This is a genomic window from Streptomyces sp. NPDC003035 (genome assembly GCF_042888285.1).
Lineage (GTDB): Bacteria > Actinomycetota > Actinomycetes > Streptomycetales > Streptomycetaceae > Streptomyces.
This window is the reverse complement of the sequence record NZ_JBIAPJ010000002.1, coordinates 433,426-458,947: the sequence shown is the minus strand read 5'-3', so window position 1 is coordinate 458,947 and position 25,522 is coordinate 433,426. Positions and strand designations below refer to the sequence as shown.

Below are 25,522 nucleotides of genomic sequence, written 5' to 3'. Positions count from 1 at the left end.
TTCCGTACAGGTGGCGCGCGGTGGTCAGACGTCCCGGTTGTTCAGCAGGGCGTACGCGCCGCCCGTCACCGCCGCCGTGATGACCAGCAGGATCCACACCGGGTCCCAGCCCGCGGGCCCGGATTCGCCGACGGCCGCCTTGTCCGCGTACAGCGCGATGAGCTGGCTCGGGATCGCGTAGTCGAGCAGCCACTCCTGCACCTTGGCCAGCGACTGCGAGAACATGAACATGGCGGCCACCAGCGGGAGCAGCAGCACGCCGATCATGATGGTGATGGCGCCCGCCGAGTGGCGGACGACGGCGCCGACGGCGAGCGACAGCAGGCCGAGCTCGGCCATGAAGAGCCCGACGCCGACCGTGGCCCGCAGCCAGTCCCCGGAGGTGGGCTCGGCGGCGTCGTCCAGCATCGCCACCTGCGCCATGGCGACCACGCCGGCGGTGACCGTGGTGATCGTGAACACGAGCAGGAAGAAGACGATCGCCTTGGCCGTCAGCACCCGGGTGCGGCTCGGGCAGGCGGTGAGCGTGGTGCGGATCATGCCCGTGCCGTACTCGGAGGCGATGGTCAGCACGCCGAGCGTGATCACACAGATCGAGCCGAGGAGCACACCGAAGAAGCCGAAGCCGAGCGCCGACTCGCTCTGGTCCGGAATGTCCGACGCCGCCACGATCGCGGCCACGCCGAGACCGACGCCCAGCATCAGGAGCACCATCACACCGAGCGTCCACATCGTGGAGCGCAGGGAGCGGATCTTGGTCCACTCGGAGGCGATCGCGTCACCGAGGTGGGCCCGGCGCACCGGGATGGGGGAGACGTACGAGTAGGGGGCGGGGGCGGTCATCGGGCGTCCTCGGCGTTCTCGGCGGACTCGCTCTTCGGCTGGGTGGCGTAGGGGTTCTGTCCGGGCGGCGGCGGGGCGTACCAGCCCTGCTGCGGCACCTCGGGGACCACCGGCTGCGGCGGCGCGGCGTGGCCCGCTCCGCGCGGCTGCTGCTGCGGCTGCTGGAGATGCGCCAGCTGGTCCTCGGTGGAGCGGTAGTCCACGGCGCCCTGCGTCATCCGCATGTACGCCTCCTCCAGCGACGCCTGGTGCGGGGACAGCTCCCAGAGCCGTACGTCCGCGTCGTGCGCCAGATCGCTGATCCGGGACAGGGGCAGACCGGTCACCCGCAGCGCCCCGTCCGGCTCGGACATGACCCGGCCGCCGGCCTCGGTCAGCGCCGCCGTCAGCTTCTCCCGCTGCTGCGGCTCCGTCTGCGGGGTCCGTACCCGCGCGAAGTCCGCGGAGTTCGCCGAGATGAAGTCCTTGACGCTCATGTCGGCGAGCAGCTGGCCGCGGCCGATCACGATCAGATGGTCGGCGGTCAGCGCCATCTCGCTCATGAGGTGGCTGGAGACGAAGACGGTCCGGCCCTCGGAGGCGAGCTTCTTCATCAGGTTGCGGACCCAGAGGATGCCCTCGGGGTCCAGACCGTTGACCGGCTCGTCGAAGAGCAGCACCTGCGGGTCGCCGAGCAGCGCGGCCGCGATGCCCAGGCGCTGCCCCATGCCGAGCGAGAAGCCCTTGGAGCGGCGCTTGGCGACCTCCTGGAGGCCGACGACCCCGAGGACCTCGTCGACCCGCTGCGCCGGGATCCCGGCGAGCTGGGCGAGCGAGAGCAGATGGCTGCGGGCGCTGCGTCCGCCGTGCACCGCCTTGGCGTCGAGCAGCGCACCGACCTGGCGGGGCGCGTTCGGCAGCTTCCGGAACGGGTGGCCGCCGATCGTGACGTGCCCGGACGTGGGCTCGTCGAGCCCGAGGATCATGCGCATCGTCGTCGACTTGCCGGAGCCGTTGGGTCCCAGGAAGCCGGTGACGGTCCCGGGCCGCACGTGGAAGGAAAGGTTGTACACGGCCGTCTTGGCGCCGTAGCGCTTCGTCAGGCCGACTGCCTCGATCATTCTCCAGAGCCCCATCGACAGGTCAGGTCGTCGTCGGGGCCGTGGCGTCCGCCGGAGCCCCCCGTATGAGCTAGGAGCTTAGCGAGCCGTTGACGGTTCCGGCCAAGCCCGAACCGTGACCTTCCCGGACCTCCCGCCCTGCGGGGCCCTCCCGCGCCCGTCTACGCGTCCCGCTTCTTCAGCACCAGGTAGCCGCCGAGCAGCGCCGCCGCCACCCAGATCAGCATGATGCCGAGCCCGCCCCACGGTCCGTACGGCGCCTTCTCCTGGTTCATCGCGTCCGGGACGACCTGCATGATCTTGGCGCCGGCCTGGTCGGGGAAGTAGCGGGCCACGTCCTTGGCCTTGGGCACGGCCGAGAGGATCTGCGAGACCAGGAAGAAGAACGGGACCAGGATGCCGAGCGAGAGCATCGACGAGCGCAGCATCGCCGCCACGCCCATCGAGAAGATCGCGATCAGGCCCATGTAGAGGCCGCCGCCCACGACCGCCCGCAGCACGTTGTCCGCGCCCAGCGTCGTACGGTGCTCGCCCAGCAGGGCCTGGCCCAGGAAGAACGACAGGAAGCTGGTCGCCAGACCGACTCCCAGCGCGAGCGCCCCGGCCACCGCGATCTTGCTGAAGAGGAAGGTCGCCCGCTGCGGGACCGCCGCCAGGGACGTGCGGATCATGCCCGAGCTGTACTCGGTGCCGACCACCAGGACGCCGAAGACCACCATCGCCAGCTGGCCGAGAATCATCCCGGAGAAGCTGACGAAGGTCGGGTCGAAGGTCGCCCGCTCGGCCTCGCTGAGGTCGGTGAAGGTCGACTCAAGGAGCGCGCAGAGCGCCGCGCTCATCGCCACCGTCACCAGGAGCGCGCTCGCCAGGGTCCAGACCGTCGAGGAGACCGTCCGGATCTTGGTCCACTCCGACTGGAGGACCGCGGATACCGCTGCCATCGTTCAGGCTCCCTTGGTGGTGTCGCCCCACTGGGGGCCGGTCGCGGGGGCGGCATGGACGTCCGTGCCGTGCGCGTGGTACTCCACCGCGCCGGCCGTCATCTGCATGAACGCCTCCTCCAGGGAGGCGCGCTGGGCGCTGAGCTCGTGCAGCACGAGCCGGTTCTCCGCCGCCAGCTCGCCGAGCTTCTCGGTGGTGGACCCGTCCACCTCCAGCGTCCCGTTGCCCGCCTCGACCGGGGCGAAGCCGTTGGCGTGCAGGACGTCGCGCAGCTGCTCCCGCTGCGGCGAGCGGAGCCGTACGTAACTCCGCGAATTCTGCTGGATGAAATCCGCCATCGACGTGTCGGCGAGCAGCCGGCCCTGTCCGATCACGATCAAATGATCGGCCGTCAGGGCCATTTCACTCATCAGATGGCTGGAAACGAAGATCGTCCGGCCCTCGGCCGCGAGCGCCTTCATCAGATTGCGGATCCAGTGAATTCCCTCGGGGTCCAGACCATTGACGGGTTCGTCGAACATCAAGATCTCGGGATCACCGAGCAGCGCCGAGGCGATTCCCAGCCGCTGGCCCATACCGAGCGAGAAGCCCTTCGACTTCTTCTTCGCGACCGCCGTCAGACCGACCAGGTCGAGGACCTCGCCGACCCGGCTCGACGGAATGCGGTTCGACTGCGCGAGGCACAGCAGGTTGTTGTACGCGGACCGGCCGCCGTGCATCGCCTTGGCGTCGAGCAGCGCCCCGATGTACTTCAACGGCTCCTGCAGGTCGCGGTAGTGCCTGCCGTCGATCCGCACCGAGCCGCTGGTCGGGTTGTCCAGATCGAGCATCATGCGCATGGTCGTCGACTTGCCGGCGCCGTTGGGCCCGAGGAAGCCGGTCACCATGCCGGGCCGGACCTGGAAGGTGAGACGGTCGACGGCCGTCTTCGTACCGAACCGTTTCGTCAGGGCCTCGAGCTCGATCATGCGACCACGCTACGGGCGCACAAAACCCTCCGCCACTGGAATGGCGGAGGGTCATGTGCGTGCGTGCACTCCGGTTGCCCGAGGGGTCGCCCCTCCGTGCTAGCGGGACTGCTGGGCCGGGACGCCGCGCGTGGCCGGCTCGTCGTCGATCGGGGAGCCGGCCGCCGCCACCGCGGCACCGGTCAGCGTGGCCAGCATCTCGCGGACGTTGGTCAGCTGGGCGTTGATCGAGTCGCGGCGGTTCGTCAGCGCCGCCAGCTCGCGCTCCGATTCCGAGCGGATGCGGTCGGCCTTGGCGTTCGCGTCGGCCACGATGTCCTCGGCCTGACGCTGCGCCGTCTCCACCGTCTGACGGGCCCGGCGCTCCGCGTCCGTCCGCAGCTTCTCGGCCTCCAGGCGGAGCTGCTCGGCGCGGTGCTCGATCTCCGCCAGGCGCTTCTCGGCCTTGGCCTGACGCGAGGCCAGGTCGCGCTCCGACTGCTCGCGGCGCTTGGCCAGGTTGGTCTCGAAGTCCGCGGCGGCCTGGGCGGCCTTGGCGCGGGTCTCCTCGAAGAGGGCGTCCGCCTCCTCGCGCTTGGACTGCGCGTCCTTCTGCGCCTCGGCACGCAGCGAGTTGGCCTCACCCTGCGCCTTCTCGACGATCCGAACGCCCTCGTCCTCGGCCTTCGCCTTGCGCTCCGCCGCGAACGACTCGGCGTCGTTGCGCACCTGCTGGGCGGCCGACTCGGCCAGCTCACGGTGCTGCTCGGCGGCGCGACGGGCCTCCTCGCGCAGGTCCTTCGCCTCCTCCTCGGCGAGGCGGAGGATCTTCTCGACACGGGCACCGAGACCGGCGTACGACGGCTCGGCGTCGGTGACCTGGGCCTGGGCGTTCTGCGTCTCGAGGTGGAGTTCCTCGATGCGCTTTTCCAGAGAGGTGATTCGGGCCAGAGCACTGTCACGGTCGGCGACGAGCTTGGTAATGCGGTCGTCCACCTGACCGCGGTCGTAACCACGCCGCACGAGCTCGAAGCCGAAGGGGGAGGAAGTGTCGCTCATGGGGTTCCTGTCGAATGAGACCGGTGAGGTGTTAGGGGGAATCCTAGGGGTCGAAGCGGCGTGTCATCGAGCGGATGTCGGTTTGGTCTGGAGAATGTCCAGTCTTTTGAGTGGCTAGCCCTCCGAGGACTTGCCACTCGAACGTGTCGACCCTGCCGACGCACCCGCCTTGACGTCATCTCGCGCGGCGGACTTCGCACCGGCGGTCTTCGTCCCGGCGGACGGTGCCTCGAAAGACTCCAACGCTTCGAGAACGTCCTGGACACGGGAGATCTCGGCATTGATGTCCTCGCGACGGCGCACCAGGACGTCCAGGTCCCGCTTGCCCTCGGAGATCATCCGCTCGGCCTCCGCCTCGGCCTCCGCCTTGATCTTCTCCGCCTCGCCGACGAGCGATGCCTTCTTCTGTTCGGCCTCCTTGAGCAGCGCCTCCGCCTTCCGTACGGCGGCGATCCGGACCTTGCTCGCCTCGGAACTCGCCTCGGAGAGCATCTCCTTCGACTTCTCCTCGGCCTCGGCCCGCTGCTCGGTGGCGGCCTTCACCAGCTTGTCGACGCGCTCCCCCGCGGTCTTCATCTGCTCGGCCGTCTCGCGCCGCGCCCGCTCGTGCAGCTCCTCGATCTCGCCCTCGATCCGGGCCCGCAGCTCCTCGGCCCGCTCCCTTATGGCCGTGGCGTCGCTGCGCGCGCCGACCAGCAGCTCGTCCGCGTCCGTACGCGCCTTCTCCACCAGCGAGTTGCCCTCGACGGTCGCCTCGGCCACGATCCGCTCGGCCTCCTGACGGGCCGCGCCGACCATCGTGTCCGCCTGCGACTCCGCCTCGGTCGTGGCGCGCAGCGCCTCCTCCTGGGCCTTCGCCATCAGCTGGTCGGCCTGCTCGGCCGCGTCCGAGCGGCGCTTGGCACCGGCCTCGCGCGCCTCGTCGAGCGTACGGTCGGCCTCGGCACGCGCCTCGGCACGCATCTGCTCCGCCGCCGCCTCCGCGTCCGCGCGCAGCCGCTCGGCCTCGGCGCGGATCCGCTCGGCGGCCTGCTGTGCCTGGCCCACGTTCTCGGCGGCCTCGGCCCGCAGCCGCTCCGCCTCGTCGGAGGCCTTCGCGAGAGCCTGCTCGGCCTGCCGCGTCGCCTCGCTCGTCAGCCGCTCGGCGAGCTCGCCCGCCTCCCGTGTGACCCGCTCGGCCTCGCTCCTGGCCTTCGCGATGAGCGCGTCGGCCTGCGCGGCCGCGTCGGCGCGCCGCTTGTCGGCGGCCTTGCGGGCCTCGTCCAGGACCTGCTCGCCGTCGGCCCGCGCGGCGGCCCGCAGCTCCTCCGCCTGCGCCTCGCCGTCCGCCTTGACCTGCTCGGCCTCGGCCCGCAGGCGCAGCGCGTCCTGCTCCGTCGACTCCAGGAGCTCGGCCGCCTCGGTGGTGATCCGCTCGGCCTCGCGCGTGGCCTCCGCCATGAGCGCGTCGGCCTGCTCGGCGGCGTCGGTACGCCGCTTGTCGGCGGCCTTGCGGGCCTCGTCCAGGACCTGCTCGCCGTCCGCGAGGGCGGCGACCCGCAGCGCCTGCGCGTGCGCCTCGCCGTCCGTCTTCAGCTGCTCGGCCTCGGCCCGCAGCGCCTCCGCCTCCGCGGTCAGCCGCTCGGCCTCGCCGGTGGCCTCCGCCATGAGCGCGTCGGCCTGCTCGGCGGCGTCGGCGCGCCGCTTGTCGGCGGCCTTGCGGGCCTCGTCGAGGATCTGCTCGCCCTCCGTGCGGGCGACCGTGACCAGCTCCTCCGCCTCGGCGGTGAGCCGTTCGGCCTCCGCCGCCGCCTCGGAGCGGATGCGGTTGGCGTCCTCCCGGGCGTCCGCACGGGTGCGCGCCGCGTCCTGCTCGGCGGCGGCCAGCGCGTCCGTCGCCTCCGTCCGTACCCGCTGCGCGTACTCGGCGGTGTCCGCGCGCAGCTTCTCCGACTCGGAGATCGCGTCCGTGACCGTCCGCTCGGCCAGCGCCTTCGCGGCCTCGGAATCCTCCTGGGCGCGCGTCCGCACCCGGTTGGCGTCCTCGGTGGCCCGCTCCCGCTCCTCGTACGCGTCGGCGCGGACCCGGTCCGCCTCCTCCTGCGCCTCGGACCTGGTGCGCTCCGCCGCGTGCTCGGCGGCGCTCCGCAGACCGGTGATCTCCTCCTCGGCCTGCTCGCGCAGACCCGCGACCGAGTCCCGTACCTCCTGGGCGGTCTGCTCGGCCGCGGACACCATCTCCGTGGCCCGCCGGTCCGCCTCCTCGACCAGGCGCTGCGCCTCGGTCTGCGCCTCCTCCACCCGCTTGCGGGCGGAGGCCAGCAGCTCCTCGGACTGCTCGCGGGCGTGCTCGCGCTCGCGGCCGGCCTCGGAACGGGCCGACTCCAGCGTCTCCTCGGCCTCCCGGCGACGCCGGTTGGCCTCCTCCTGCGCGGCTGCCAGCGCCTCGGCGGCCTCGGTGGCGACCCGCTCGGCGGCGGCCGCCGCCTCGGCCCGTACCCGGTCCGCGGTCTCCTGCGCCTCCGACTTCAGCCGCTCGGCCTCCGTCGACGCCTCCGTCCGCAGCCGCACCGCGACGGCCTCGGCCTCGGCGCGCGCGGTGGACGCGTCCGACGCGGCCTCCGTCCGCAGCCGCTCGGCCTCCTGCTCGGCCTGCGCCTGGAGCGTACGGATCCGCTCGGCGGCCTCCGTGCGCAGCCGCTCGGTCTCCTCGGCGGCCTCGCGCCGGAGGCGCTCGCTCTCGGCGCGGGCGTCGGTGAGCTGCCGCTCGGCGTTCTCGACCTTCGACTCGGCCTCGGTGTGCAGCCGGGTCAGTTCCTCGGCGGCCTCCGCCGTCCGCGCCGCCGCGGCGCGCTCGGCGTCCTCGCGCAGCTCGGCCGCGGCCTTCCCGGCGGCCTCCTTGACGGACTCGGCCTGCTCCTCGGCCTCGGCGCGCATGCGGTCGGCCTCGGCGCGGGTGCGCTCCAGGGTCTCCTCGGCCTGGGTACGCAGCGTCTGGGCGCGCTCCATCGCCTCCGAGCGGACCCGCTCGCCCTCGGCGCCCGCGCTCGCACGCAGGTCGTCGGCGTCGGTACGGGCCTTGGTCAGCAGCTCCTCGGCGGTCCGGGCCGCCTCCTCGATCTGCTGGACGGCCTCGCGCCGGGCCTCGCCGCGGATCTTCTCGCCCTCGGCGATCGCCTCGGCCCGCAGCTGCTCGGCCTCGCCGCGCAGCCGGCGCGCCTCCTCCTGCAGCTCGACGGTCTTGGCGCGGTACTCCTTGGTGTCGTCCTTCGCCGAGCCGAGCAGCTCGTCGGCCTGCTCCTCGGCCTGGTTGCGCAGCCGGTCGGCCTCGGCCTCCGCCTCGCGGCGGATGCGCTCGGCCTCCTCGGAGGCCTTGCGGGTGGTCGCCTGGGCGTCCTCGGACGCCTTGGTGAGGATCTCCTCGGCGGTACGGGCCGCCTTCGCGAGGGCGGCGGCGGAGTCCTCCGCGGCGACCGTCCGCGCCTTCTCGGCCGCCTCCGAGACCAGCTTCTCCGCCTCGGCGCTCGCCTCGCGGAGCTTCTCCTCGGCCTCGGCCTTGAGGTTCTCCGCCTCCTTGGTCGCCTCGGCGACCAGCCGGGCGATCTCCGCCTTGGCCGTACGCGTGCGCTGCTCGTTGACGGACTCCGCGGAGGACAGCTGCCTGGCGGCCGCCTCCTTCGCCTCGGACAGCGCCTTCTCGGCCTCCGCCCGGGCCTCGCGCAGCCGGTCCTCGGCCTGCTGCATCCGCTGCTCGGCGGCGCGGGACAGCTCGGTGGCCTGCTGACGGGCCTGCTCGGTCTCGGCGGTGGTGGAGGAGCGCAGCTGCTCGGCGTGGCTGGTGGCCTCCTGCGCCTGCGTGGACGCGGCGTTCAGAAGACGCTCGGCGTCCCTGCGGGCGCGCAGCAGAATCGCTTCGGCCTCGGCACGGGCCGCCTCCGCCTCCGAGCCGACCCGCTGGCGGGTCTCCTCGGCGAGCCGGGTGGCCTCGGCGCGCGCGGCGGCCAGCGACTGCTCGGCCTCGGCGCGGGACTCCTCAAGCAGGCGGCGGGCCTGGGACTCCGTACGGGCACGCAGCTGCTCGGCCCAGGCAACGTTCTCGTTGACGTGCGCCTCGACGGTCTGGCGGCGCTCGGCCAGCTCCTGGTCCAGACGCTGCCGGCGCTGGACGGCCTCGGCGTGCAGCTCGGCCTGGAGACGGGCCTGGTGCTCGGCGTGCTCCTGCAGGATGCGCTGGGTCTGGGCCCGGGCCTCGCGCAGCTCGCGCTCGGCGTCCTGGCGGAGCTGATCGGCCTGGATCTGCGCGTTCCGCAGGAGCTGTTCGGCCTGGTAGCCGATGTCCGCGCTGTCGTACGCGGGACGGGAGGCGATGGTGCGCCGCGCCTCGTGGAGCTTGGCACGCAAGACCTCGACCTGGTAACCGAGGTCCTCGGCGTGCTGGACAGCCTTCTCCCGCTCGGTCTTCAGCCGGTCCATCTCGGCCTCGAACCGCGAAAGATGGTCGTCTTCAGCTCGGTGGCTCTCCTGGCGTTCGTAGCCCCGCACTGCGCGGTCCCATCCGTCCCCTGGTCGCAACACTCCAATGAGCACCGTTCCCGGAGAACGGCCCCCGGGGATCGTGGCAGATCGGATACCCCGACTTCGACGCCGCATGGCATGCGGCACCGACCGGCCCCGGCCCGGAGCCGCCCACTCTACCGGGCCAGGAATCCGGAGGTCAGTGCTCCGCTGAGGAGTGGTCAGCGGAAGGGCTTGCCGAGGTGACCAGTTCGGTCAGGACGCCGTGGCAGTCCTTGGGGTGGAGGAAGGTGATGCGGGAGCCCATGGAGCCGATCCGGGGCTCGTCGTAGAGGACCCGTACGCCCTTGGAACGGATGTCGGCGGCGTCACCGTCGACATCCGCCGTGCCGAAGGCGATGTGGTGCACCCCCTCACCGTTCTTGGCCAGCCACTTGCCCACCGCGGAGTCCTCGCGGGTGGGCTCGAGGAGCTGGAGGTACGAGGCGCCGCCGTCGTCGGTCGCGTTGATCTTGAGCATGGCCTCGCGGACGCCCTGCTCCTCGTTCACCTCGGAGTGGAACACCTCGAAACCGTAGGTCGCACGGTAGAACTCGACGGTCTTGTCGAGGTCGAAACAGGCGATCCCGATGTGGTCGATTCGCGTCAGCATGGTCCCAGTGCAACGCCAGGGAGATGGTTACGCAACGTGCGCGCCGTCACACCGGCTGCCCGGTGACCGGGCACGGCACCGCTCAGTACATTGGCGGTAAACCCTCGTTCACTCCTCATCTCAAGGGGCTGTGCCTCATGTCTGGAACGACCGGTACCACCTCAGTGATCGTCTCGGGCGCCCGCACGCCCATGGGACGGCTGCTCGGTTCCCTCAAGTCCTTCTCCGGTGCCGACCTGGGCGGCTTCGCCATCAAGGCCGCGCTCGACCGGGCCGGCATCGGCGGCGACCAGGTGCAGTACGTGATCATGGGCCAGGTGCTCCAGGCGGGCGCCGGCCAGATCCCCGCCCGCCAGGCCGCCGTCAAGGCCGGGATCCCGATGAACGTCCCGGCGCTCACCATCAACAAGGTGTGTCTGTCCGGCCTCGACGCCATCGCGCTCGCCGACCAGCTCATCCGCGCGGGTGAGTTCGACGTGGTCGTCGCCGGCGGCCAGGAGTCGATGACCAACGCCCCGCACCTGCTGCCGAAGTCCCGCGAGGGCTACAAGTACGGCGCGATCGAGATGCTCGACGCCATGGCGTACGACGGTCTGACCGACGCCTTCGAGAACATCGCGATGGGCGAGTCGACCGAGAAGCACAACACGCGGCTCGGCATCGCCCGCCCCGAGCAGGACGAGATCGCCGCGCTGTCGCACCAGCGCGCCGCCGCCGCCCAGAAGAACGGCATCTTCGAGGCCGAGATCACCCCGGTCGAGATTCCCCAGCGCAAGGGCGAGCCGGTCGTCTTCTCCCAGGACGAGGGCATCCGCGGCGAGACGACCGCCGAGTCGCTCGGCAAGCTGCGCCCGGCCTTCGCCAAGGACGGCACCATCACCGCCGGCACCTCCTCGCAGATCTCGGACGGCGCCGCCGCCGTCGTCGTGATGAGCAAGGCGAAGGCCGAGGAGCTGGGCCTGGAGTGGATCGCCGAGATCGGCGCCCACGGCAACGTGGCCGGCCCGGACAACTCGCTGCAGTCGCAGCCGTCCAACGCGATCGCCCACGCCCTCAAGAAGGAGGGCCTGGCCGTCGAGGACCTCGACCTCATCGAGATCAACGAGGCCTTCGCGGCGGTCGCCGTCCAGTCAATGAAGGACCTCGGCGTCACCCCGGAAAAGGTGAACGTCAACGGTGGCGCGATCGCGCTGGGGCACCCGATCGGCATGTCCGGCGCCCGTGTGGTGCTGCACCTGGCCCTGGAGCTCAAGCGGCGCGGCGGCGGCATCGGCGCGGCGGCGCTGTGTGGCGGCGGCGGTCAGGGTGACGCTCTGATCGTGCGCGTACCCGGCAAGTAGCACCGGAACCAAGGAGCGGTTGAACATGGTGGACGTCCCCGAACTGGTCGCCCAGGCACGGGAGGGCCGGCCGCGTGCCGTGGCCCGGCTGATCTCGCTCGTGGAGGGGGCGTCCCCGCAGCTGCGCGAGGTGATGGCGGCGCTGGCGCCGCTGACCGGCGGCGCGTACGTGGTGGGCCTGACGGGCTCGCCCGGCGTGGGCAAGTCCACGTCGACGTCGGCGCTGGTCGCGGCGTACCGGCGCGCCGGGAAGCGGGTCGGCGTCCTGGCCGTCGACCCGTCGTCCCCCTTCAGCGGGGGAGCGCTGCTCGGCGACCGGGTCCGGATGTCGGAGCACGCCTCGGACCCGGGCGTCTACATCCGCTCGATGGCGACCCGCGGCCACCTGGGCGGGCTCGCCTGGGCGGCCCCGCAGGCGATCCGCGTCCTGGACGCGGCCGGCTGCGAGGTGATCCTCGTCGAGACGGTGGGCGTCGGGCAGTCGGAGGTGGAGATCGCCTCCCAGGCCGACACGTCGGTGGTGCTCCTCGCGCCGGGCATGGGCGACGGGATCCAGGCCGCGAAGGCGGGCATCCTGGAGATCGGCGATGTGTACGTGGTGAACAAGGCGGACCGGGACGGCGCGGACGCGACGGCCCGCGAGCTGAACCACATGCTCGGCCTCGGCGAGGCGCGCGGGCCGGGCGACTGGCGGCCGCCGATCGTCAAGACGGTCGCGGCGCGGGGCGAGGGGATCGACGAGGTCGTCGAGGCGCTCGAGAAGCACCGCGCGTGGATGGAGGAGCACGGGGTCCTGGCGGAGCGCCGCCGCTCGCGCTCGGCACGCGAGGTCGAGACGATCGCGGTCACGGCGCTGCGGGAGCGCATCGGCGACCTGCACGGCGACCGCCGCCTGGACGCGCTGGCGGAGCGGATCGTGGCGGGCGAGCTCGACCCGTACGCCGCCTCCGACGAACTGATCGCGAGCCTGACGGGCAACTGACCGTCCACGGCACGGCACGGCGTGCGAGAAGGCCCGGTACGCACAGGCGTACCGGGCCTTCTTCTCGTCGTTACGGCTTGCCTCTCCGGCCCCGCAGCTGGTCCGCCACCGGCTTCAGGGACTCGTGGAGGTCACCCAGCGCCTCGGGGCTGAGCTGGTCGATGAAGTGCTTGCGCACCGATTCCACATGGTGCGGCGCCACCTTGCGCATCGTCTCCATGCCGAGGTCCGTCAGGACCGCGTACAGCCCCCGGCGGTCCGACTCGCAGTTCTCGCGGCGCACGAGTCCCGCGTTCTCCATGCGCGTGATCTGGTGCGAGAGCCGGCTCTTGGACTGCAGCGTCGCCGCCGCGAGGTCGCTCATGCGCAGGCGCCGCTCCGCGGACTCCGAGAGATTCACCAGGATCTCGTAGTCGTTCATGGTCAGGCCGAACGGCTGGAGGTCCTTCTCCAGCTGGTACGTCAGCATCCTGTTGACGTCCAGGTACGTGCGCCACGCACACTGCTCGGCGTCGGTGAGCCAGGGGGTGGCCGTCTCGGTCTCCATATATGGATTCTACCTAAGAAGTTGAATGCTGGACGAAATGAGGGAGTGTGACGCCAGGCACCCAGAGCCCCGATGCGCGGGTGCGGACATGCGCGACGTTCGATGGTCGTTCGAGGGCGTCACACTCCGCAGACTACCGGCTACAGCCCGAAGCGACGCTGGAGGTCTCCGAGCTGTCCGGGAAGGCGCGGTGCGGAACCGCCCTGGCCATGGCCGGAACCGAGCGGTCCGTGGCCGCCCGGCACCCCCGCCTGCGCCGGTGTCGTCCCGGTCGCCCGCTCGGCCATCAGCAGCTCCGTCGACTGGAGCAGCACCGTACCGGCGCCCACGAACTCGAACTGGTGCTCCTCGCCCGAGGTGCCCCCGATCCCCGTCAGCGCCCGTACGCCGCCCATCACGCCCGTCATGTAGCCGTGGTCGTAGTGGTGGCACGGCGAGGGGCAGTCCGCCCAGCCCACCAGCGCCTGCGGGTCCACCCGCAGCGGCGGCTCCATGAAGACCACCGGCCCGTTCGAGGCCGCCACGAACTTCCCCGTGCCGATGAGCGTCACGAACCCGGGCACGATCGACTGCTTCAGCGCCAGCGTCGGCTGGTACGCCAGCAGGTTGCCCGACCGGATCGTCAGGTTGCCCTCGTCCAGGTCGTACGAGTTCACGTCGAAGGCCCGGTCGGCGAGCAGCATCTTGCCGCTGCCCTCCGCCACCACCCAGTCGCTCGCGTGCAACGGCGAGTGGAACGACGTACGGACCAGCCGGTCGAGGCGCCCGTGGCCGATGCCGTTGAACTCGATCCGCCCGTAGTAGGCGATCATCTTGCCCTTCTGCAGGAACCACTGGGAGCCCTTGAGCTCCACGCAGAAGGTGTACGGATTGACGTTGTCGTCCGACGGCAGCGTCATCGGGTCGTGGATCACCGGGGCGCTCACAGCTTCTCCTCCGAGGCCTGGACGTACACCGCACCGCTGCCGCTCAGCTCCAGCTGGAACGCCTCGCCCGAGCCGCGCCCCACCATGTCGCGCCAGCCCAGCGCGGTGGAGAGCTTGTTCCGCACGTCGCCGTGGTGGGCGACGTACGCCTGCGGGTCCACATGGACCGCGCGTCCGGGGGTGATCGGCAGCTCGATCACCCCGCCGTGGGCCATGACCGCGACCGCGCCGTGGCCCTTGAGCGTGGTGGTGAACAGGCCCTGGCCCGTCACCTGGCCGCGCACCATGCCCATGACGCCGCCCTGGGAGCCCATGAACATCGTGCCCTGCTCCAGGGTGCCGTCGAAGGCGAGCAGCCGGTCGGCCTCGACGAAGAGGGTGTCGCCGGTCAGCTGGATCACCTGGATGTGGTGACCGCCGTGCCCGAACATCACCGTGCCGTTGCCCTCGACCGTCATCAGCGGGGTCGCCTCGCCCGCCACCCGGCGGCCGATCATCGACATCACACCGCCCTGGCCGCCGGCCATGTTCGGCGTGAAAGTGACGTCGCCGCGGTACGCGAGCATCGCGCCGCGCTGGCTGAACATGCGCTGCCCGGGGACGACGGTCGCCTCGACCATCTTCGAGTTGATCTCACGGAAGGGCATCAGTCCTCCTGGCTCGCTTCTCCGCCCGCGCGGCGCAGAAGTGCGGGCATCGTCGTCGTCTGCGGCCCGGTGGCCGCGCGTGCGACGCTCACACGTCACCGCCGATCGTGTTCCGCTCGCTCGGCTGCACGTACACCAGCCCGTCGCCCTCGAAGCGGATCTGGAAGGCCTCGCCGCCGCCTTCGCCCAGGAAGGTGCGGAAGGTCACACCGGACTGGAAGGACTGCTGGAGGTTGCCCTGGTGGGCGATGTACGCGCCGGGGTCGACGGAGAGCGGGTACTGCGGGGTCACGCGCAGCACCACCGCCGGGCCGTCGGACATGAGCGCCGCCTGGCCGGTGCCCTCGACGGTCGTCGTGAACAGGCCGTTGCCGGTCGCCCCGCCGCGCAAGCCCGTGAAGGTCGTCCCGGTGCGCAGCCCCGCGTCCGTGCAGAGCAGGTTGCTCGCCTCGACATAGAGCTTGTCACCGTGCAGGGAGACGAGGTTGATCTCGGAGGCGCGGTCGGCGAACCAGCAGGTCCCCTGCCCCTTCACCTCCATCATCTCCATCTGCTCGCCGGTGAGCCGGCGGGTGACCATGCCGCGCAGGCCCTCGCCGCCGCCGGACATCTTCTTGAAGGCCATCTGGCCGTCATAGGCGACCATGGAGCCGTTTTTCGCCTTGACGGTGTCGCCTGTCATGTCGACGGCGAGCACTTTGCTGCCTTGGAGTCGGAACGTAGCCACGCAGCGAGGTTACGGTGCCCCCGGATAAAGGGACAGCAAAGTCAGGTGCCACAATGGGTCGCGCTTGTGCATCCATTCACAAGATCACTCGGCCCCTCCCACCGAAGGTGACCCCCCGTGGACATCAAGACCGCCTCCTCCCTCCAGCGACTCCGGCTCGTCTCCGCCCCCGAGGCCGTGTCCTTCCTGCTGCTGCTGGTGTGCTCGGTGCTCAAGCGCACGACCGACTTCAACGCGGTCCCGGTCATGGGAGCGGTCCACGGCGTCCTCTTCATCCTCTACGTGCTCTTCTGGCTGGACGCCTGGAACCGCACCAAGTGGAACCTCAAGACGGCCGCGCTCTACTTCGTGCTCTCCGTGCTGCCCCTCGGCGGCTTCTTCGCCGAGCGCAAGCTCAAGCGCGAGGCCCAGAACGTCATCGACGCAGCCACCGCCGCCCGCGCCGAGGGCACGGTGAACGCGTGATCGTCGCCTTCTCGGTCACCCCGCTCGGTGTCGGCGAGGAGGTCGGCGAGTACGTCGCCGACGCCGTCCGGGTCGTACGGGAGTCGGGGCTGCCGAACCGCACCGACGCGATGTTCACCTCGATCGAAGGTGACTGGGATGAGGTGATGGACGTCGTCAAGCGCGCCGTCGCCGCCGTGGAGGCACGCGCCCCGCGGGTCTCGCTCGTCCTGAAGGCCGACGTCCGGCCCGGCGTGACCGACGGGCTGACCTCGAAGGTCGCCACGGTGGAGCGCCACCTCTCCGCCTGAGCCGGATCCACCCGGCCGAACCATCCGCAGGAAGCCCCCTGGCCCGACGGCCGGGGGGCTTCGTCGTTCGCAGCCGTCCTTGTTCCCGCCCGTCCTTCCGAGAGCCCCCCGAACGGCCGTACGCCGTCACCTGGTCGGGCGTACGCCGCAAAACCCCCCGCTCGGCCGAATCCAGTCGACACGCCACAGCTTGTCCACTTTCGTGTGGTTATCGACTCGTTCGACGACAGCTGGAGGCACCGTGGGGCCGAGAGGCTACGACTACGACACCTACAGCCGACTCGCCGGTCCGCTCACCGAGCCGGACACCGCGGCCTACACGGTGCAGTACCGAAGCCTGCTCGCGAAGGAGCCGCATCGAATACGGGCCGTCCTCCTCATGGGCCTCGCGCCCGTGCTCTCCGCGGTGCTGCTCGCGTACCTCGTCTGGCCCAGCCACTGGACCGTCCGCGAGGGCGGTGACCGATGGCTCATCAGGTTCGACACCGTGATGCTCGTGTCGATCGGGCTCATCTGCTTCTTCATGCTGGTGAACGTCACCTCGATCGCCCACGCCACCATGGTCGCCCGCGACCCGATACCCGTGTATCCGGAGAAGGGCACCCGCGTCGCCTTCCTCACCACGTACGTGCCGGGCAAGGAACCGCTCACCATGCTCCGCGCCACCCTGGAGGGGGCGGTACGGCTCCGGCACGACGGGCCGCTGGACGTCTGGCTCCTGGACGAGGGCGACGACGAGCGGGCCAAGGCCCTCTGCGCCGAGCTGGGCGTCAGGCACTTCACCCGGGCCGGGGTCCCCGCGTGGAACCGCGAGAAGGGCGTCCACAAGGCGAGGACCAAGCACGGCAACTACAACGCCTGGCTCGCGATGCACGGAGACGCGTACGACGTCTTCGCCTCCGTCGACACCGACCACGTACCCCTGCCGAACTTCCTGGAGCGGATGCTCGGCTTCTTCCGCGACCCGGACGTCGCCTTCGTCGTCGGCCCGCAGGTGTACGGCAACTACGACCGTCCCGTCACCAAGGCCGCCGAGTCACAGCAGTTCCTCTTCCACGCGCTGATCCAGCGGGCCGGCAACCGCTACCACGCGCCCATGTTCGTCGGCACCAACAACGCCGTACGGGTGTCCGCCCTCAAGCAGGTCGGCGGACTCTACGACTCGATCACCGAGGACATGGCCACCGGCTTCGAGCTGCACCGCACCAGGAACCCGCGCACCGGCCACTTCTGGCGCTCCGTCTACACCCCCGACGTGCTCGCCGTCGGCGAGGGGCCCGCCTCCTGGACCGACTTCTTCACCCAGCAGCTGCGCTGGTCCCGGGGCACGTACGAGACGCTGATCAAGCAGTTCTGGAAGACCCCCTTCAGGGTCCCGCCCGGCCGCTTCCTCAACTACACGCTGATGCTCGTGTACTACCCGATGACGGCGATCAACTGGTTCCTGGGCATCCTCAGCTGCGTCCTCTTCCTCTGGTTCGGAGCGTCGGGAACGCAGGTGTCCTCCTCGGTCTGGCTGATGATCTACAGCGACGCGGTGGCCCTGCAGATCGGCCTCTACCTCTGGAACCGGCGGCACAACGTCTCGCCCCACGAGCCCGAGGGCTCCGGCGGTCTCGCCGGCATGGCGATGTCCGCGCTCTCCGCCCCGATCTACCTGAAGTCCCTCGGCTCGGCGGTGCTGCGTACCCGTGGCCGCTTCGTCGTCACCCCCAAGGGCGGCGAGGCCAGCCCCGACCGGATCGCCACCTTCCGGATCCATCTCTCCTGGGCGGCGGTGCTGCTCACCTCGCTGCTCGCCTCCGTGTACTTCCGGCACACGCACGCGGCCATGCGCACCTGGGCCGTACTGGCACTGGTCATCGCCCTCTCGCCGGTCGTCGTCTGGGCCTGGACGACCGCCCAGGACCGCGGCCGCCAGACCGCCCGCGCCCGGGTCCGTGCCCGGCTCCGCGCGCGGACCCGCGCCCGTGGCCGCGCCGACGCCCGGGGCGGCGTCGGAACCCCCGAGCCCGAGGCCGCTGCCCTGGTCACCAAGACCACCACCGCCGCGCCCAGCGCCCCCGGGCCCGCCACCACCCCGGCGCCCACGACCACCGGAGGGAACTGAGACATGACCCGTCGGCCGTCGAAGAAGCTCAAGAAGACGCTGCTCGGCAGCGGCGCCGTCGTGGTCCTCGCCGCCCTCAACGCCCCCGCGGCCGTCTCCTTCGTCGGGGAGAAGTACCACGCCTACAAGATCGCCCAGCCCGAGTACAAGCGGAAGTTCGGCTCCTGGGCCCCGGTCGACGTACCGCCCGGGTACAGCGTGAACGCCATCCACGCGGCGCTGCTGCACACCGGCAAGGTGCTGCTCATCGCCGGCTCGGGCAACGACCAGAAGAAGTTCGACTCCGGCACCTTCGACACCGTCCTGTGGGACCCGAAGAAGAACACGTTCAAGAAGATCCCCACCCCCGAGGACTTCTTCTGCTCCGGCCACACCCAGCTGGCCGACGGCCGCCTCCTGGTCGCCGGCGGCACCGCCCGCTACGAGATCCTCGACGGCGAGGTCAAGCGCGCCGGCGGCGGGATGCGCGTCAAGAACGAGAGCCCCGACAAGGCGATCACCCTCAAGAAGGGCACCGTCTTCCGCTCACCCTCGGGCATCGAGTACGTCACCACGTCCGACGTCACGGTTCCCAAGGCCAAGCGCGACTTCGAGATCTCGTACTTCAAGAGCGGCCAGATGAAGCCCTGGCAGACCAAGGTCACCGCCGCCGAGGCGCGGGTCTTCGTCGAGGCGAAGGAGGAGGGCGCGCGGGGGCTCACCACCGAGGCCGCGCAGTACGAGGTGGTCGGCCTCAAGGGCGACGACGCCGACAACGTCTACGGTCTGGCCCAGCGGCTCACCACCGAGAAGCAGGACTTCCAGGGCATCAAGGGGGCGTACGAGTTCGACCCCAAGGCGGAGAAGTACATCCCGGTCGCCCCGATGAAGGACGCCCGCTGGTACCCCACGCTCGTCACCCTCCAGGACGGCAGGGTGCTGGCGGTCTCCGGGCTCAACGACGTCGGCGACGTCGTCCCCGGCGACAACGAGATCTACGACCCCGCGACCAAGACGTGGTCCCAGGGCCCCTTCCGCTACTTCCCCACCTACCCGGCCCTCTTCCTCACCAAGGGCGGCAAGCTGCTCTACACCGGCTCCAACGCGGGGTACGGGCCCGCCGAGAAGGGCCGCGAACCGGGCCTGTGGGACCTGGAGAAGAACTCCTTCACCAAGCTCGGCGGCCTGACCGACCCCGACCAGCTGGAGACCTCCGCCTCCCTGATGCTGCCGCCCGTCCAGAACCAGAAGGTCATGGTGCTGGGCGGCGGCGGCGTGGGCGAGTCCCCGAAGTCCACCGCCCGTACCTCCGTCATCGACCTGTCCCAGGAGAACCCGGTCTTCAGGGACGGACCCGCGCTTCCGCAGGGCACCCGCTACCTCAGCAGCGTGCTCCTGCCGGACGACACCGTCTTCACCACCGGCGGCTCCGAGCAGTACCGGGGCAGCGGCGGGAGCGACATCCTCACATCCCAGGTGTACGACCCCCAGGCCAACGCCTTCACCGCGGCCGCCGATCCGACGGTCGGCCGCAACTACCACTCCGAGGCGCTCCTGCTCCCCGACGGCCGGGTCGCCACCTTCGGCTCCGACCCGCTCTACGCCGACAAGGCCAACACCAAGCTCGGCACGTTCGAGCAGCGGATCGAGATCTTCACCCCGCCCGCGTTGCACCGGGGCGGCGCCAACCGTCCCGTCCTGGGGGAGGGGCCGCAGGAGCTCGATCAGAACGGCCGCGTCACGATCAGGACGAAGGACGCGGCCAGGATCGCCAAGGCGCGGCTCATGCGGCCGAGCGCCGTCACCCACACGACGGACGTCGAACAGCGCTCGGTGGCGCTGGGCCTGACGAAGGCCAAGGACGCGGTGACGGTGGAGGTCCCTCTCGACCGGACGCTGGTTCCGCCGGGCTGGTACATGCTCTTCGTGACGGACGAGGACGGCACCCCGTCCGAGGCGAAGTGGATCCAGGTGCGGTGAGCGCTACGCCGGTGAGCGTCAGGCCTTCGCCCGGCGCGCCAGGCCCAGGGCGTACTCCGGCCACCACGTGCCGGCGGCCGGGCCGCCACGGCAGGGGCCGTCCGAGTCGCCGGGGCGCTTGATCCACAGGTAGGCGTCGATCAGTTCGTCGCCGGTCCGGTCGGTCGGGGGCACGCCGAGCGCCCGGCCCGGTGGGTTGCACCAGGTCTCCTCCCCGTTCCCCGGGAAGGGGCCGTCGCCGTTGCGGCTGGTGTCCACGATGAAGTGGGCTCCGCCGAGCATCCTGGAGAGCCGGGTGCCGAAGCCCTTCACGGTGTCGTCGGTCTGGAAGTTGGCGACGTTGAGCGAGAAACCGTCGGCCCGGGCGACGCCGGCCCACCGGAGGGGTTCCACCAGCTTGCCCGGATCCTTGATCCACGCCGGGTTGCCCGCGTCCAGGTAGACCCGGGTGTGCGGCTGCCGCTTCAGCCGGTCGACCGCCTCGGAGAGCAACTGGTAACGCTCGGCGTGGTACTGGGGGGGCGTGCAGCCGTCCAGGACGTGCGGCACGGCGTCCGGCTCCAGGACCACGATCGCGGGCGCGTCTCCGATGGCGGAGGCGAAGGAGTCGACCCAGGCCCGGTACGCCTGCCCGTCCTTCGAGCCGCCCGCCGAGTACAACCCGCAGTCGCGGTGCGGGATGTTGTACGCGACGAGCACGACGGTCCGCCTGTCGGCCGCGGCCCCGCGCACGGCCTCGCGGATGTCCGGTGCGGGATCGTCGCCGGAGGGCCAGCCGGCGACCGGCCGGTCGGCGATCCGCTTGAGGAGCCGCGCGTCCTCGGTCCGGCCCTCCGCCTCGTACTTCCGCACCTGACGGGCCGCGTCGCTGTCCGGGTCGACCCAGAAGGGGGAGCCGCCGGTCGGGGCGGCGGACGTGCCGCGGTCGGAGGGCGGGCCGGTCGGGGACCGGGCGGGACCGTCCGTACCGCCGCATCCGGCGAGGAGGAAGGCACAGGCCAGAGCCAGGGTGACGGAGAGGGTGCGGCGTGACATCCAGCCCCCGGGGTCGGGTGTGGGACAGACCGGGTCATCCTCACATACCGGTCAGTCCGTGACAGGCTGCGACACCGCGTCCGCCGCCAGTGCGATGCCGATGGGAGTGCGCTCGTAGAGCACCTGATGCCCGTAGCGGCGGGAGGTCAGCAGCCCGGCCTCCCTCAGGACGGACAGATGCGCCGACACGGAGGAGGGGGCGAGCCCGAGCCGGCGCGCGAGCACGGTCGTCCCGGCCGGCTCGTCCAGCGCGCACAGCTCACCGTCGTGCCTCCACCGCCGCCCTCGGCCTGCTGATGTGCGCGATGCCCGTCGGCACCATCGCGGGTGAGCTCCTCGCCGGCCTCGGTGCCCGGGCGCGGGAGCGGATCGTCGTCCCGCTCGTGACCGTGGGACTGCTGCCCTTCCTCCTCTACGCCGTCGAGCCCGGCGTCGCCCTCGCCGCCGTCGCCCTGCTCCTGGCCGGCGCCACCGGTGCGTACACCCTCGGCCTCGACGTCTGGTTCGTCGCCGCCGTCCCCGAGGAACAGCGCGGCCGGGCCATGACCCTGATGACCGCGGGCATGATGACGATCCAGGGCGTCGGTATGGCCGGGGCCGGTCTCGCCGCCGAGTTCGTGCCGGTCCACCTCGTGGTCGTCGGCGCGGGAGTGCTCGGCACCGTCTGTGTCCTCGCGCTCGTCGTCGAGGTCCGTGCGACCGAAGCGCGACCGAAGTACGAGACGGGGCTGACCAGCATGTGACCAGTGGGTAAGGTCGACGCGTGCCGAAGCCGCTCAGTCTCCCGTTCGACCCCATCGCCCGCGCCGACGAGCTCTGGCAGAACCGCTGGGGGCCCGTCCCCTCGATGGCCGCGATCACCTCGATCATGCGGGCCCACCAGATCCTCCTCGCGGAGGTCGACGCCGTGGTCAAGCCGTACGGGCTGACCTTCGCGCGCTACGAGGCGCTGGTGCTGCTCACCTTCTCCAAGGCCGGTGAGCTGCCGATGTCCAAGATCGGCGAGCGGCTGATGGTCCACCCCACGTCCGTGACGAACACGGTGGACCGTCTGGTGAGGTCCGGCCTGGTCGCCAAGCGGCCCAACCCCAACGACGGCCGCGGAACCCTCGCCTCCATCACCGAGAAGGGCCGCGAGGTGGTCGAGGCGGCCACCCGTGACCTCATGGCGATGGACTTCGGGCTCGGGGTCTACGACGCCGAGGAGTGCGCGGAGATCTTCGCGATGCTGCGCCCGCTGAGGGTCGCGGCGGAGGACTTCGAGGAGGGCTAGGCTCGGAGACGGGCCCAGCGCGCTGTGGTCCCCGTCGCCGCGGGGATGATCCGGGAATGGTGCCGGACAGCAGCACGCACAGGAGTCGCTCCCCGCGTCAGCGGGGATTTTTCGGGCGGTTACGCTCGTAGCCATGAAATCCAGCGTGCTGACCCGCTACCGCGTCATGGCGTACGTGACCGCGGTCATGCTCCTCATTCTCTGTGCATGCATGGTCGCCAAGTACGGCTTCGACACCGGCGAGGACCTGACCTTCGCGGTCTCCCAGACTCATGGCGTCCTGTACATCATCTATCTCGTCTTCGCCTTCGATCTGGGCTCCAAGGCGAAGTGGCCCTTCGGCCGGCTCCTGTGGATCTTGCTGAGCGGGACGATTCCTTTCGTCGCCTTCTTCGTCGAGCGTAAGGTCACTCGCGAGACACTTCCGCTGGTCAGCGGCGCGCAGCCGGCCCCAGCCCAGGTCTGATCCGAACCCCCGCGCGATCCGTGCGGGGGTTTGCCATCGACATTTACTAGGACGTCCTAGTAAATTCGAAGGTATGGACGCTGACGCGATCGAGGAAGGCCGCCGACGCTGGCAGGCCCGCTACGACAAGGCCCGCAAGCGCGACGCCGACTTCACCACGCTCTCCGGGGACCCGGTCGAGCCGGTCTACGGGCCCCGGCCCGGGGACACCTACGAGGGCTTCGAGCGCATCGGCTGGCCCGGGGAGTACCCCTTCACTCGGGGCCTGCACCCGACCGGCTACCGCGGCCGGACCTGGACCATCCGCCAGTTCGCCGGCTTCGGCAACGCCGAGCAGACCAACGAGCGGTACAAGATGATCCTGGCCGCCGGCGGTGGCGGGCTCTCGGTCGCCTTCGACATGCCCACCCTCATGGGCCGCGACTCCGACGACCCGCGCTCGCTCGGTGAGGTCGGCCACTGCGGTGTCGCCATCGACTCCGCCGCCGACATGGAGGTCCTCTTCAAGGACATCCCGCTCGGCGATGTGACGACGTCGATGACGATCTCCGGCCCGGCCGTCCCGGTCTTCTGCATGTACCTGGTCGCCGCCGAGCGCCAGGGTGTCGACCCGGGCGTCCTCAACGGCACGCTCCAGACCGACATCTTCAAGGAGTACATCGCGCAGAAGGAGTGGCTCTTCCAGCCCGAGCCGCACCTGCGCCTCATCGGCGACCTGATGGAGCACTGCGCGCAGGGCATCCCCGCGTACAAGCCGCTCTCCGTCTCCGGCTACCACATCCGCGAGGCCGGGGCGACGGCCGCGCAGGAGCTCGCGTACACCCTCGCCGACGGCTTCGGATACGTCGAGCTCGGCCTCTCCCGCGGCCTGGACGTCGACCTCTTCGCGCCCGGCCTCTCCTTCTTCTTCGACGCCCACCTCGACTTCTTCGAGGAGATCGCCAAGTTCCGCGCGGCCCGCCGGATCTGGGCGCGCTGGATGAAGGAGGTCTACGGAGCGAAGACCGACAAGGCCCAGTGGCTCCGCTTCCACACCCAGACCGCCGGTGTCTCCCTCACCGCCCAGCAGCCGTACAACAACGTCGTACGGACCGCGGTCGAGGCGCTCTCCGCGGTCCTCGGCGGCACCAACTCGCTGCACACCAACGCGCTCGACGAGACCCTCGCGCTCCCCAGCGAGCAGGCCGCCGAGATCGCGCTGCGCACGCAGCAGGTGCTGATGGAGGAGACGGGTGTGGCCAACGTGGCCGACCCGCTGGGCGGTTCCTGGTACGTCGAGCAGCTCACCGACCGCATCGAGGCCGACGCCGAGAAGATCTTCGACCAGATCAAGGAGCGCGGCCGCCGCGCCCACCCGGACGGGCAGCACCCGATCGGTCCGATCACCTCCGGCATCCTGCGTGGCATCGAGGACGGCTGGTTCACCGGCGAGATCGCCGAGTCCGCCTTCCAGTACCAGCAGTCCCTGGAGAAGGGGGACAAGCGGGTCGTCGGCGTCAACTGCCACCACGGCTCGGTCACCGGCGACCTGGAGATCCTCCGCGTCAGCCACGAGGTCGAGCGGGAGCAGGTCCGCGCGCTCGGCGAGCGCAAGGCCCACCGCGACGACGCCCGGGTCCGCGCCGCCCTGGACTCGATGCTGGCGGCGGCCCGGGACGGCTCGAACATGATCGGTCCGATGCTCGACGCGGTACGGGCGGAGGCCACGCTCGGCGAGATCTGCGACGTGCTCCGTGAGGAGTGGGGCGTCTACACGGAGCCCCCGGGCTTCTAGCCGCACGCCGCCTCGGGCGATGTCACGCGAGAGGGCGGCACCGGACATCCGGTGCCGCCCTCTCCGTGTTCAGGTCCGGGCCGCCGCCGCGCCGAGACCACCGAGCAGCAGGGCGGTGAACCGCCGCACCCACGCCTCGTCGACGGGTTCCGCGCTCACCAGGGCCCGATGGACCACCGCGCCCGCGATGACGTCGAAGATCAGGTCGTCGGTGTCGTCGATCGACGCCGGGTCCCGGTCGGCGGGCAGTTCGCCGCGCTCCTGGGCGCGCTGGCGACCCTCCAGGACCAGCCGCTTCTGCCGGTCGACGATGGAGCCGCGGATGCGCTCGCGCAGCGGCTCGTCGCGGGTGGACTCCGCCACCACCGCCATCAGGGCCGTCTTCGTCTCCGGCCGCTGGAGCAGCGCGGCGAACTGCAGCACCACATGCTCGATATCGGCCTGGAGGGAACCGAGGTCGGGGAGTTCGAGTTCGTCGAAGAGGACGGCGACGGCGTCCACGACCAGTTCGTTCTTGCTCGCCCAGCGTCGGTAGAGGGTGGTCTTGGCGACCCCGGCCCGGCCGGCGACGTCGCCCATCGTCAGCTTGGACCAGCCCAGTTCGACCAGGGCGGCACGGGTCGCCTCAAGGATCGCGGCATCGGCCGCGACGCTTCGGGGGCGCCCGGTACGGCTGGGGGAACTGGTACGGCTACACATGGGCATCGACCATACCCGCCGGTAGGTATTGCGCCAGAGGCGTGTGATGTGAGCCAGTTCACCGGAGGGATCTGTCCGCGAGCCGGGTGGGGGAGTTACGCTACGACCCGTAGCGAAAGGCTTGATCGGCCCGAGCGACAACCACACGCGCCAGGTGGGGACCCGGCGCACACAGAACACGAACCGTGCGCTTCGGGGTGCGGTTCAGCCATGACGTACCGGTCACGCGCGCGGAAGGGGGAGGA

Annotated in this window: 22 protein-coding genes and 2 pseudogenes; 10 read left to right on the top strand and 14 right to left on the bottom strand. The window is 70.9% G+C overall.

From position 1 onward, the window contains the following. Positions 1-24: 24 nt before the first annotated feature. The 7 genes from ACFYV5_RS08210 to mce form a co-directional block, all read right to left on the bottom strand. Positions 25-843, bottom strand: a complete 819-nt coding sequence (locus ACFYV5_RS08210; protein ID WP_389165807.1) for an ABC transporter permease subunit — start codon at positions 841-843, stop codon at positions 25-27. Then, positions 840-1,943: an ABC transporter ATP-binding protein gene (locus ACFYV5_RS08205; RefSeq protein ID WP_355107886.1), complete on the bottom strand. Its 1,104-nt coding sequence runs from the start codon at positions 1,941-1,943 to the stop codon at positions 840-842. The genes ACFYV5_RS08210 and ACFYV5_RS08205 overlap by 4 nt, the downstream gene beginning before the upstream one ends. A 161-nt stretch (positions 1,944-2,104) precedes the next feature. After that, the gene (locus tag ACFYV5_RS08200; RefSeq protein WP_355107884.1) at positions 2,105-2,884 is read right to left on the bottom strand and encodes an ABC transporter permease; all 780 of its coding nucleotides are present in this window, start codon (positions 2,882-2,884) and stop codon (positions 2,105-2,107) included. Positions 2,885-2,887: 3 nt separating this feature from the next. Next, a complete protein-coding gene (locus ACFYV5_RS08195) occupies positions 2,888-3,853 on the bottom strand; it encodes an ABC transporter ATP-binding protein (protein WP_389165803.1) in 966 nt (321 codons plus the stop codon). A 99-nt stretch (positions 3,854-3,952) separates the two neighbouring features. After that, entirely contained in the window at positions 3,953-4,891 is a 939-nt protein-coding gene (locus tag ACFYV5_RS08190; protein WP_355107880.1) for a cellulose-binding protein, read from the bottom strand. Positions 4,892-5,005: 114 nt separating this feature from the next. Further along, positions 5,006-9,412, bottom strand: a complete 4,407-nt coding sequence (gene scy, locus ACFYV5_RS08185; RefSeq protein WP_389165799.1) for a polarized growth protein Scy — start codon at positions 9,410-9,412, stop codon at positions 5,006-5,008. 172 nt (positions 9,413-9,584) lie between these two features. Beyond that, positions 9,585-10,037 (bottom strand): methylmalonyl-CoA epimerase, encoded by a 453-nt coding sequence (gene mce, locus ACFYV5_RS08180; RefSeq protein ID WP_355107876.1) that lies wholly within the window; start codon positions 10,035-10,037, stop codon positions 9,585-9,587. A gap of 137 nt (positions 10,038-10,174) precedes the next feature. Here mce and ACFYV5_RS08175 point away from each other — a divergent pair, with 137 nt between their 5' ends. Then, the gene (locus tag ACFYV5_RS08175) at positions 10,175-11,377 is read left to right on the top strand and encodes an acetyl-CoA C-acetyltransferase (RefSeq protein ID WP_355107875.1); all 1,203 of its coding nucleotides are present in this window, start codon (positions 10,175-10,177) and stop codon (positions 11,375-11,377) included. Positions 11,378-11,402: 25 nt separating this feature from the next. Then, on the top strand, positions 11,403-12,359 hold the full coding sequence (gene meaB / locus ACFYV5_RS08170; RefSeq protein ID WP_215073813.1) for a methylmalonyl Co-A mutase-associated GTPase MeaB: 957 nt from the start codon (positions 11,403-11,405) through the stop codon (positions 12,357-12,359). A gap of 70 nt (positions 12,360-12,429) precedes the next feature. On the opposite strand, the gene ACFYV5_RS08165 is transcribed toward meaB, so the two are convergent. The 4 genes from ACFYV5_RS08165 to ACFYV5_RS08150 form a co-directional block, all read right to left on the bottom strand. After that, entirely contained in the window at positions 12,430-12,906 is a 477-nt protein-coding gene (locus ACFYV5_RS08165) for a MarR family transcriptional regulator (protein WP_355107872.1), read from the bottom strand. 140 nt (positions 12,907-13,046) lie between these two features. Beyond that, positions 13,047-13,832 carry an AIM24 family protein gene (locus ACFYV5_RS08160; RefSeq protein ID WP_355107870.1) on the bottom strand — a complete coding sequence of 262 codons (786 nt, stop codon included), beginning with the start codon at positions 13,830-13,832 and terminating at the stop codon, positions 13,047-13,049. Then, positions 13,829-14,479: an AIM24 family protein gene (locus ACFYV5_RS08155; RefSeq protein WP_355107868.1), complete on the bottom strand. Its 651-nt coding sequence runs from the start codon at positions 14,477-14,479 to the stop codon at positions 13,829-13,831. Before ACFYV5_RS08155 ends, ACFYV5_RS08160 begins: the two co-directional genes overlap by 4 nt. A gap of 88 nt (positions 14,480-14,567) precedes the next feature. Beyond that, positions 14,568-15,206 (bottom strand): AIM24 family protein, encoded by a 639-nt coding sequence (locus ACFYV5_RS08150; RefSeq protein WP_355107866.1) that lies wholly within the window; start codon positions 15,204-15,206, stop codon positions 14,568-14,570. 117 nt (positions 15,207-15,323) lie between these two features. Here ACFYV5_RS08150 and ACFYV5_RS08145 point away from each other — a divergent pair, with 117 nt between their 5' ends. The 4 genes from ACFYV5_RS08145 to ACFYV5_RS08130 all read left to right on the top strand — a co-directional run bounded on the left by ACFYV5_RS08145 (position 15,324) and on the right by ACFYV5_RS08130 (position 20,030). Continuing rightward, positions 15,324-15,671, top strand: a complete 348-nt coding sequence (locus ACFYV5_RS08145; protein ID WP_389165793.1) for a DUF3817 domain-containing protein — start codon at positions 15,324-15,326, stop codon at positions 15,669-15,671. After that, entirely contained in the window at positions 15,668-15,961 is a 294-nt protein-coding gene (locus tag ACFYV5_RS08140) for an MTH1187 family thiamine-binding protein (protein ID WP_389165790.1), read from the top strand. Before ACFYV5_RS08145 ends, ACFYV5_RS08140 begins: the two co-directional genes overlap by 4 nt. Positions 15,962-16,202: 241 nt before the next feature. After that, positions 16,203-18,071, top strand: a complete 1,869-nt coding sequence (locus tag ACFYV5_RS08135) for a glycosyltransferase family 2 protein (protein ID WP_389165787.1) — start codon at positions 16,203-16,205, stop codon at positions 18,069-18,071. A 3-nt stretch (positions 18,072-18,074) separates the two neighbouring features. Then, positions 18,075-20,030 carry a galactose oxidase-like domain-containing protein gene (locus ACFYV5_RS08130; RefSeq protein WP_389165783.1) on the top strand — a complete coding sequence of 652 codons (1,956 nt, stop codon included), beginning with the start codon at positions 18,075-18,077 and terminating at the stop codon, positions 20,028-20,030. An 18-nt stretch (positions 20,031-20,048) separates the two neighbouring features. On the opposite strand, the gene ACFYV5_RS08125 is transcribed toward ACFYV5_RS08130, so the two are convergent. Together ACFYV5_RS08125 and ACFYV5_RS08120 are read right to left on the bottom strand one after the other, a co-directional pair. Next, a complete protein-coding gene (locus ACFYV5_RS08125) occupies positions 20,049-21,065 on the bottom strand; it encodes a glycoside hydrolase family 6 protein (RefSeq protein ID WP_389165780.1) in 1,017 nt (338 codons plus the stop codon). Positions 21,066-21,116: 51 nt separating this feature from the next. Next, positions 21,117-21,404, bottom strand: a pseudogene (locus tag ACFYV5_RS08120) (ArsR/SmtB family transcription factor); the annotation flags it as partial. Here ACFYV5_RS08120 and ACFYV5_RS08115 point away from each other — a divergent pair. The 4 genes and pseudogenes from ACFYV5_RS08115 to ACFYV5_RS08100 form a co-directional block, all read left to right on the top strand. Beyond that, positions 21,335-21,819, top strand: a pseudogene (locus ACFYV5_RS08115) (MFS transporter); the annotation flags it as partial. The pseudogenes ACFYV5_RS08120 and ACFYV5_RS08115 overlap by 70 nt on opposite strands. 9 nt (positions 21,820-21,828) lie before the next feature. Then, complete coding sequence (locus ACFYV5_RS08110; RefSeq protein WP_355107852.1) at positions 21,829-22,338, top strand: MarR family transcriptional regulator; 510 nt, start codon at positions 21,829-21,831, stop codon at positions 22,336-22,338. 133 nt (positions 22,339-22,471) lie between these two features. Then, positions 22,472-22,804: a DUF3817 domain-containing protein gene (locus ACFYV5_RS08105; protein WP_389165777.1), complete on the top strand. Its 333-nt coding sequence runs from the start codon at positions 22,472-22,474 to the stop codon at positions 22,802-22,804. A gap of 73 nt (positions 22,805-22,877) precedes the next feature. Then, the gene (locus tag ACFYV5_RS08100; RefSeq protein ID WP_355107848.1) at positions 22,878-24,578 is read left to right on the top strand and encodes a methylmalonyl-CoA mutase family protein; all 1,701 of its coding nucleotides are present in this window, start codon (positions 22,878-22,880) and stop codon (positions 24,576-24,578) included. 69 nt (positions 24,579-24,647) lie between these two features. Here the strand turns inward: ACFYV5_RS08100 and ACFYV5_RS08095 are convergent, their stop codons facing one another. Further along, a complete protein-coding gene (locus tag ACFYV5_RS08095) occupies positions 24,648-25,277 on the bottom strand; it encodes a TetR/AcrR family transcriptional regulator (protein ID WP_389165773.1) in 630 nt (209 codons plus the stop codon). Between the last annotated feature and the right edge of the window lie 245 nt (positions 25,278-25,522).

Excerpts from the sequence above, each read along its gene's own strand:
- ACFYV5_RS08100 (WP_355107848.1), top strand. The coding sequence starts at position 22,878 with ATGGACGCTGACGCGATCGAGGAAGGCCGCCGACGCTGGCAGGCCCGC.
- ACFYV5_RS08125 (WP_389165780.1), bottom strand. The coding sequence starts at position 21,065 with ATGTCACGCCGCACCCTCTCCGTCACCCTGGCTCTGGCCTGTGCCTTC.
- ACFYV5_RS08205 (WP_355107886.1), bottom strand. The coding sequence starts at position 1,943 with ATGATCGAGGCAGTCGGCCTGACGAAGCGCTACGGCGCCAAGACGGCC.
- ACFYV5_RS08190 (WP_355107880.1), bottom strand. The coding sequence starts at position 4,891 with ATGAGCGACACTTCCTCCCCCTTCGGCTTCGAGCTCGTGCGGCGTGGT.
- ACFYV5_RS08210 (WP_389165807.1), bottom strand. The coding sequence starts at position 843 with ATGACCGCCCCCGCCCCCTACTCGTACGTCTCCCCCATCCCGGTGCGC.
- ACFYV5_RS08195 (WP_389165803.1), bottom strand. The coding sequence starts at position 3,853 with ATGATCGAGCTCGAGGCCCTGACGAAACGGTTCGGTACGAAGACGGCC.
- ACFYV5_RS08200 (WP_355107884.1), bottom strand. The coding sequence starts at position 2,884 with ATGGCAGCGGTATCCGCGGTCCTCCAGTCGGAGTGGACCAAGATCCGG.
- ACFYV5_RS08165 (WP_355107872.1), bottom strand. The coding sequence starts at position 12,906 with ATGGAGACCGAGACGGCCACCCCCTGGCTCACCGACGCCGAGCAGTGT.
- ACFYV5_RS08095 (WP_389165773.1), bottom strand. The coding sequence starts at position 25,277 with ATGTGTAGCCGTACCAGTTCCCCCAGCCGTACCGGGCGCCCCCGAAGC.
- ACFYV5_RS08155 (WP_355107868.1), bottom strand. The coding sequence starts at position 14,479 with ATGCCCTTCCGTGAGATCAACTCGAAGATGGTCGAGGCGACCGTCGTC.
- ACFYV5_RS08175 (WP_355107875.1), top strand. The coding sequence starts at position 10,175 with ATGTCTGGAACGACCGGTACCACCTCAGTGATCGTCTCGGGCGCCCGC.
- ACFYV5_RS08105 (WP_389165777.1), top strand. The coding sequence starts at position 22,472 with ATGAAATCCAGCGTGCTGACCCGCTACCGCGTCATGGCGTACGTGACC.
- meaB (WP_215073813.1), top strand. The coding sequence starts at position 11,403 with ATGGTGGACGTCCCCGAACTGGTCGCCCAGGCACGGGAGGGCCGGCCG.
- mce (WP_355107876.1), bottom strand. The coding sequence starts at position 10,037 with ATGCTGACGCGAATCGACCACATCGGGATCGCCTGTTTCGACCTCGAC.
- ACFYV5_RS08130 (WP_389165783.1), top strand. The coding sequence starts at position 18,075 with ATGACCCGTCGGCCGTCGAAGAAGCTCAAGAAGACGCTGCTCGGCAGC.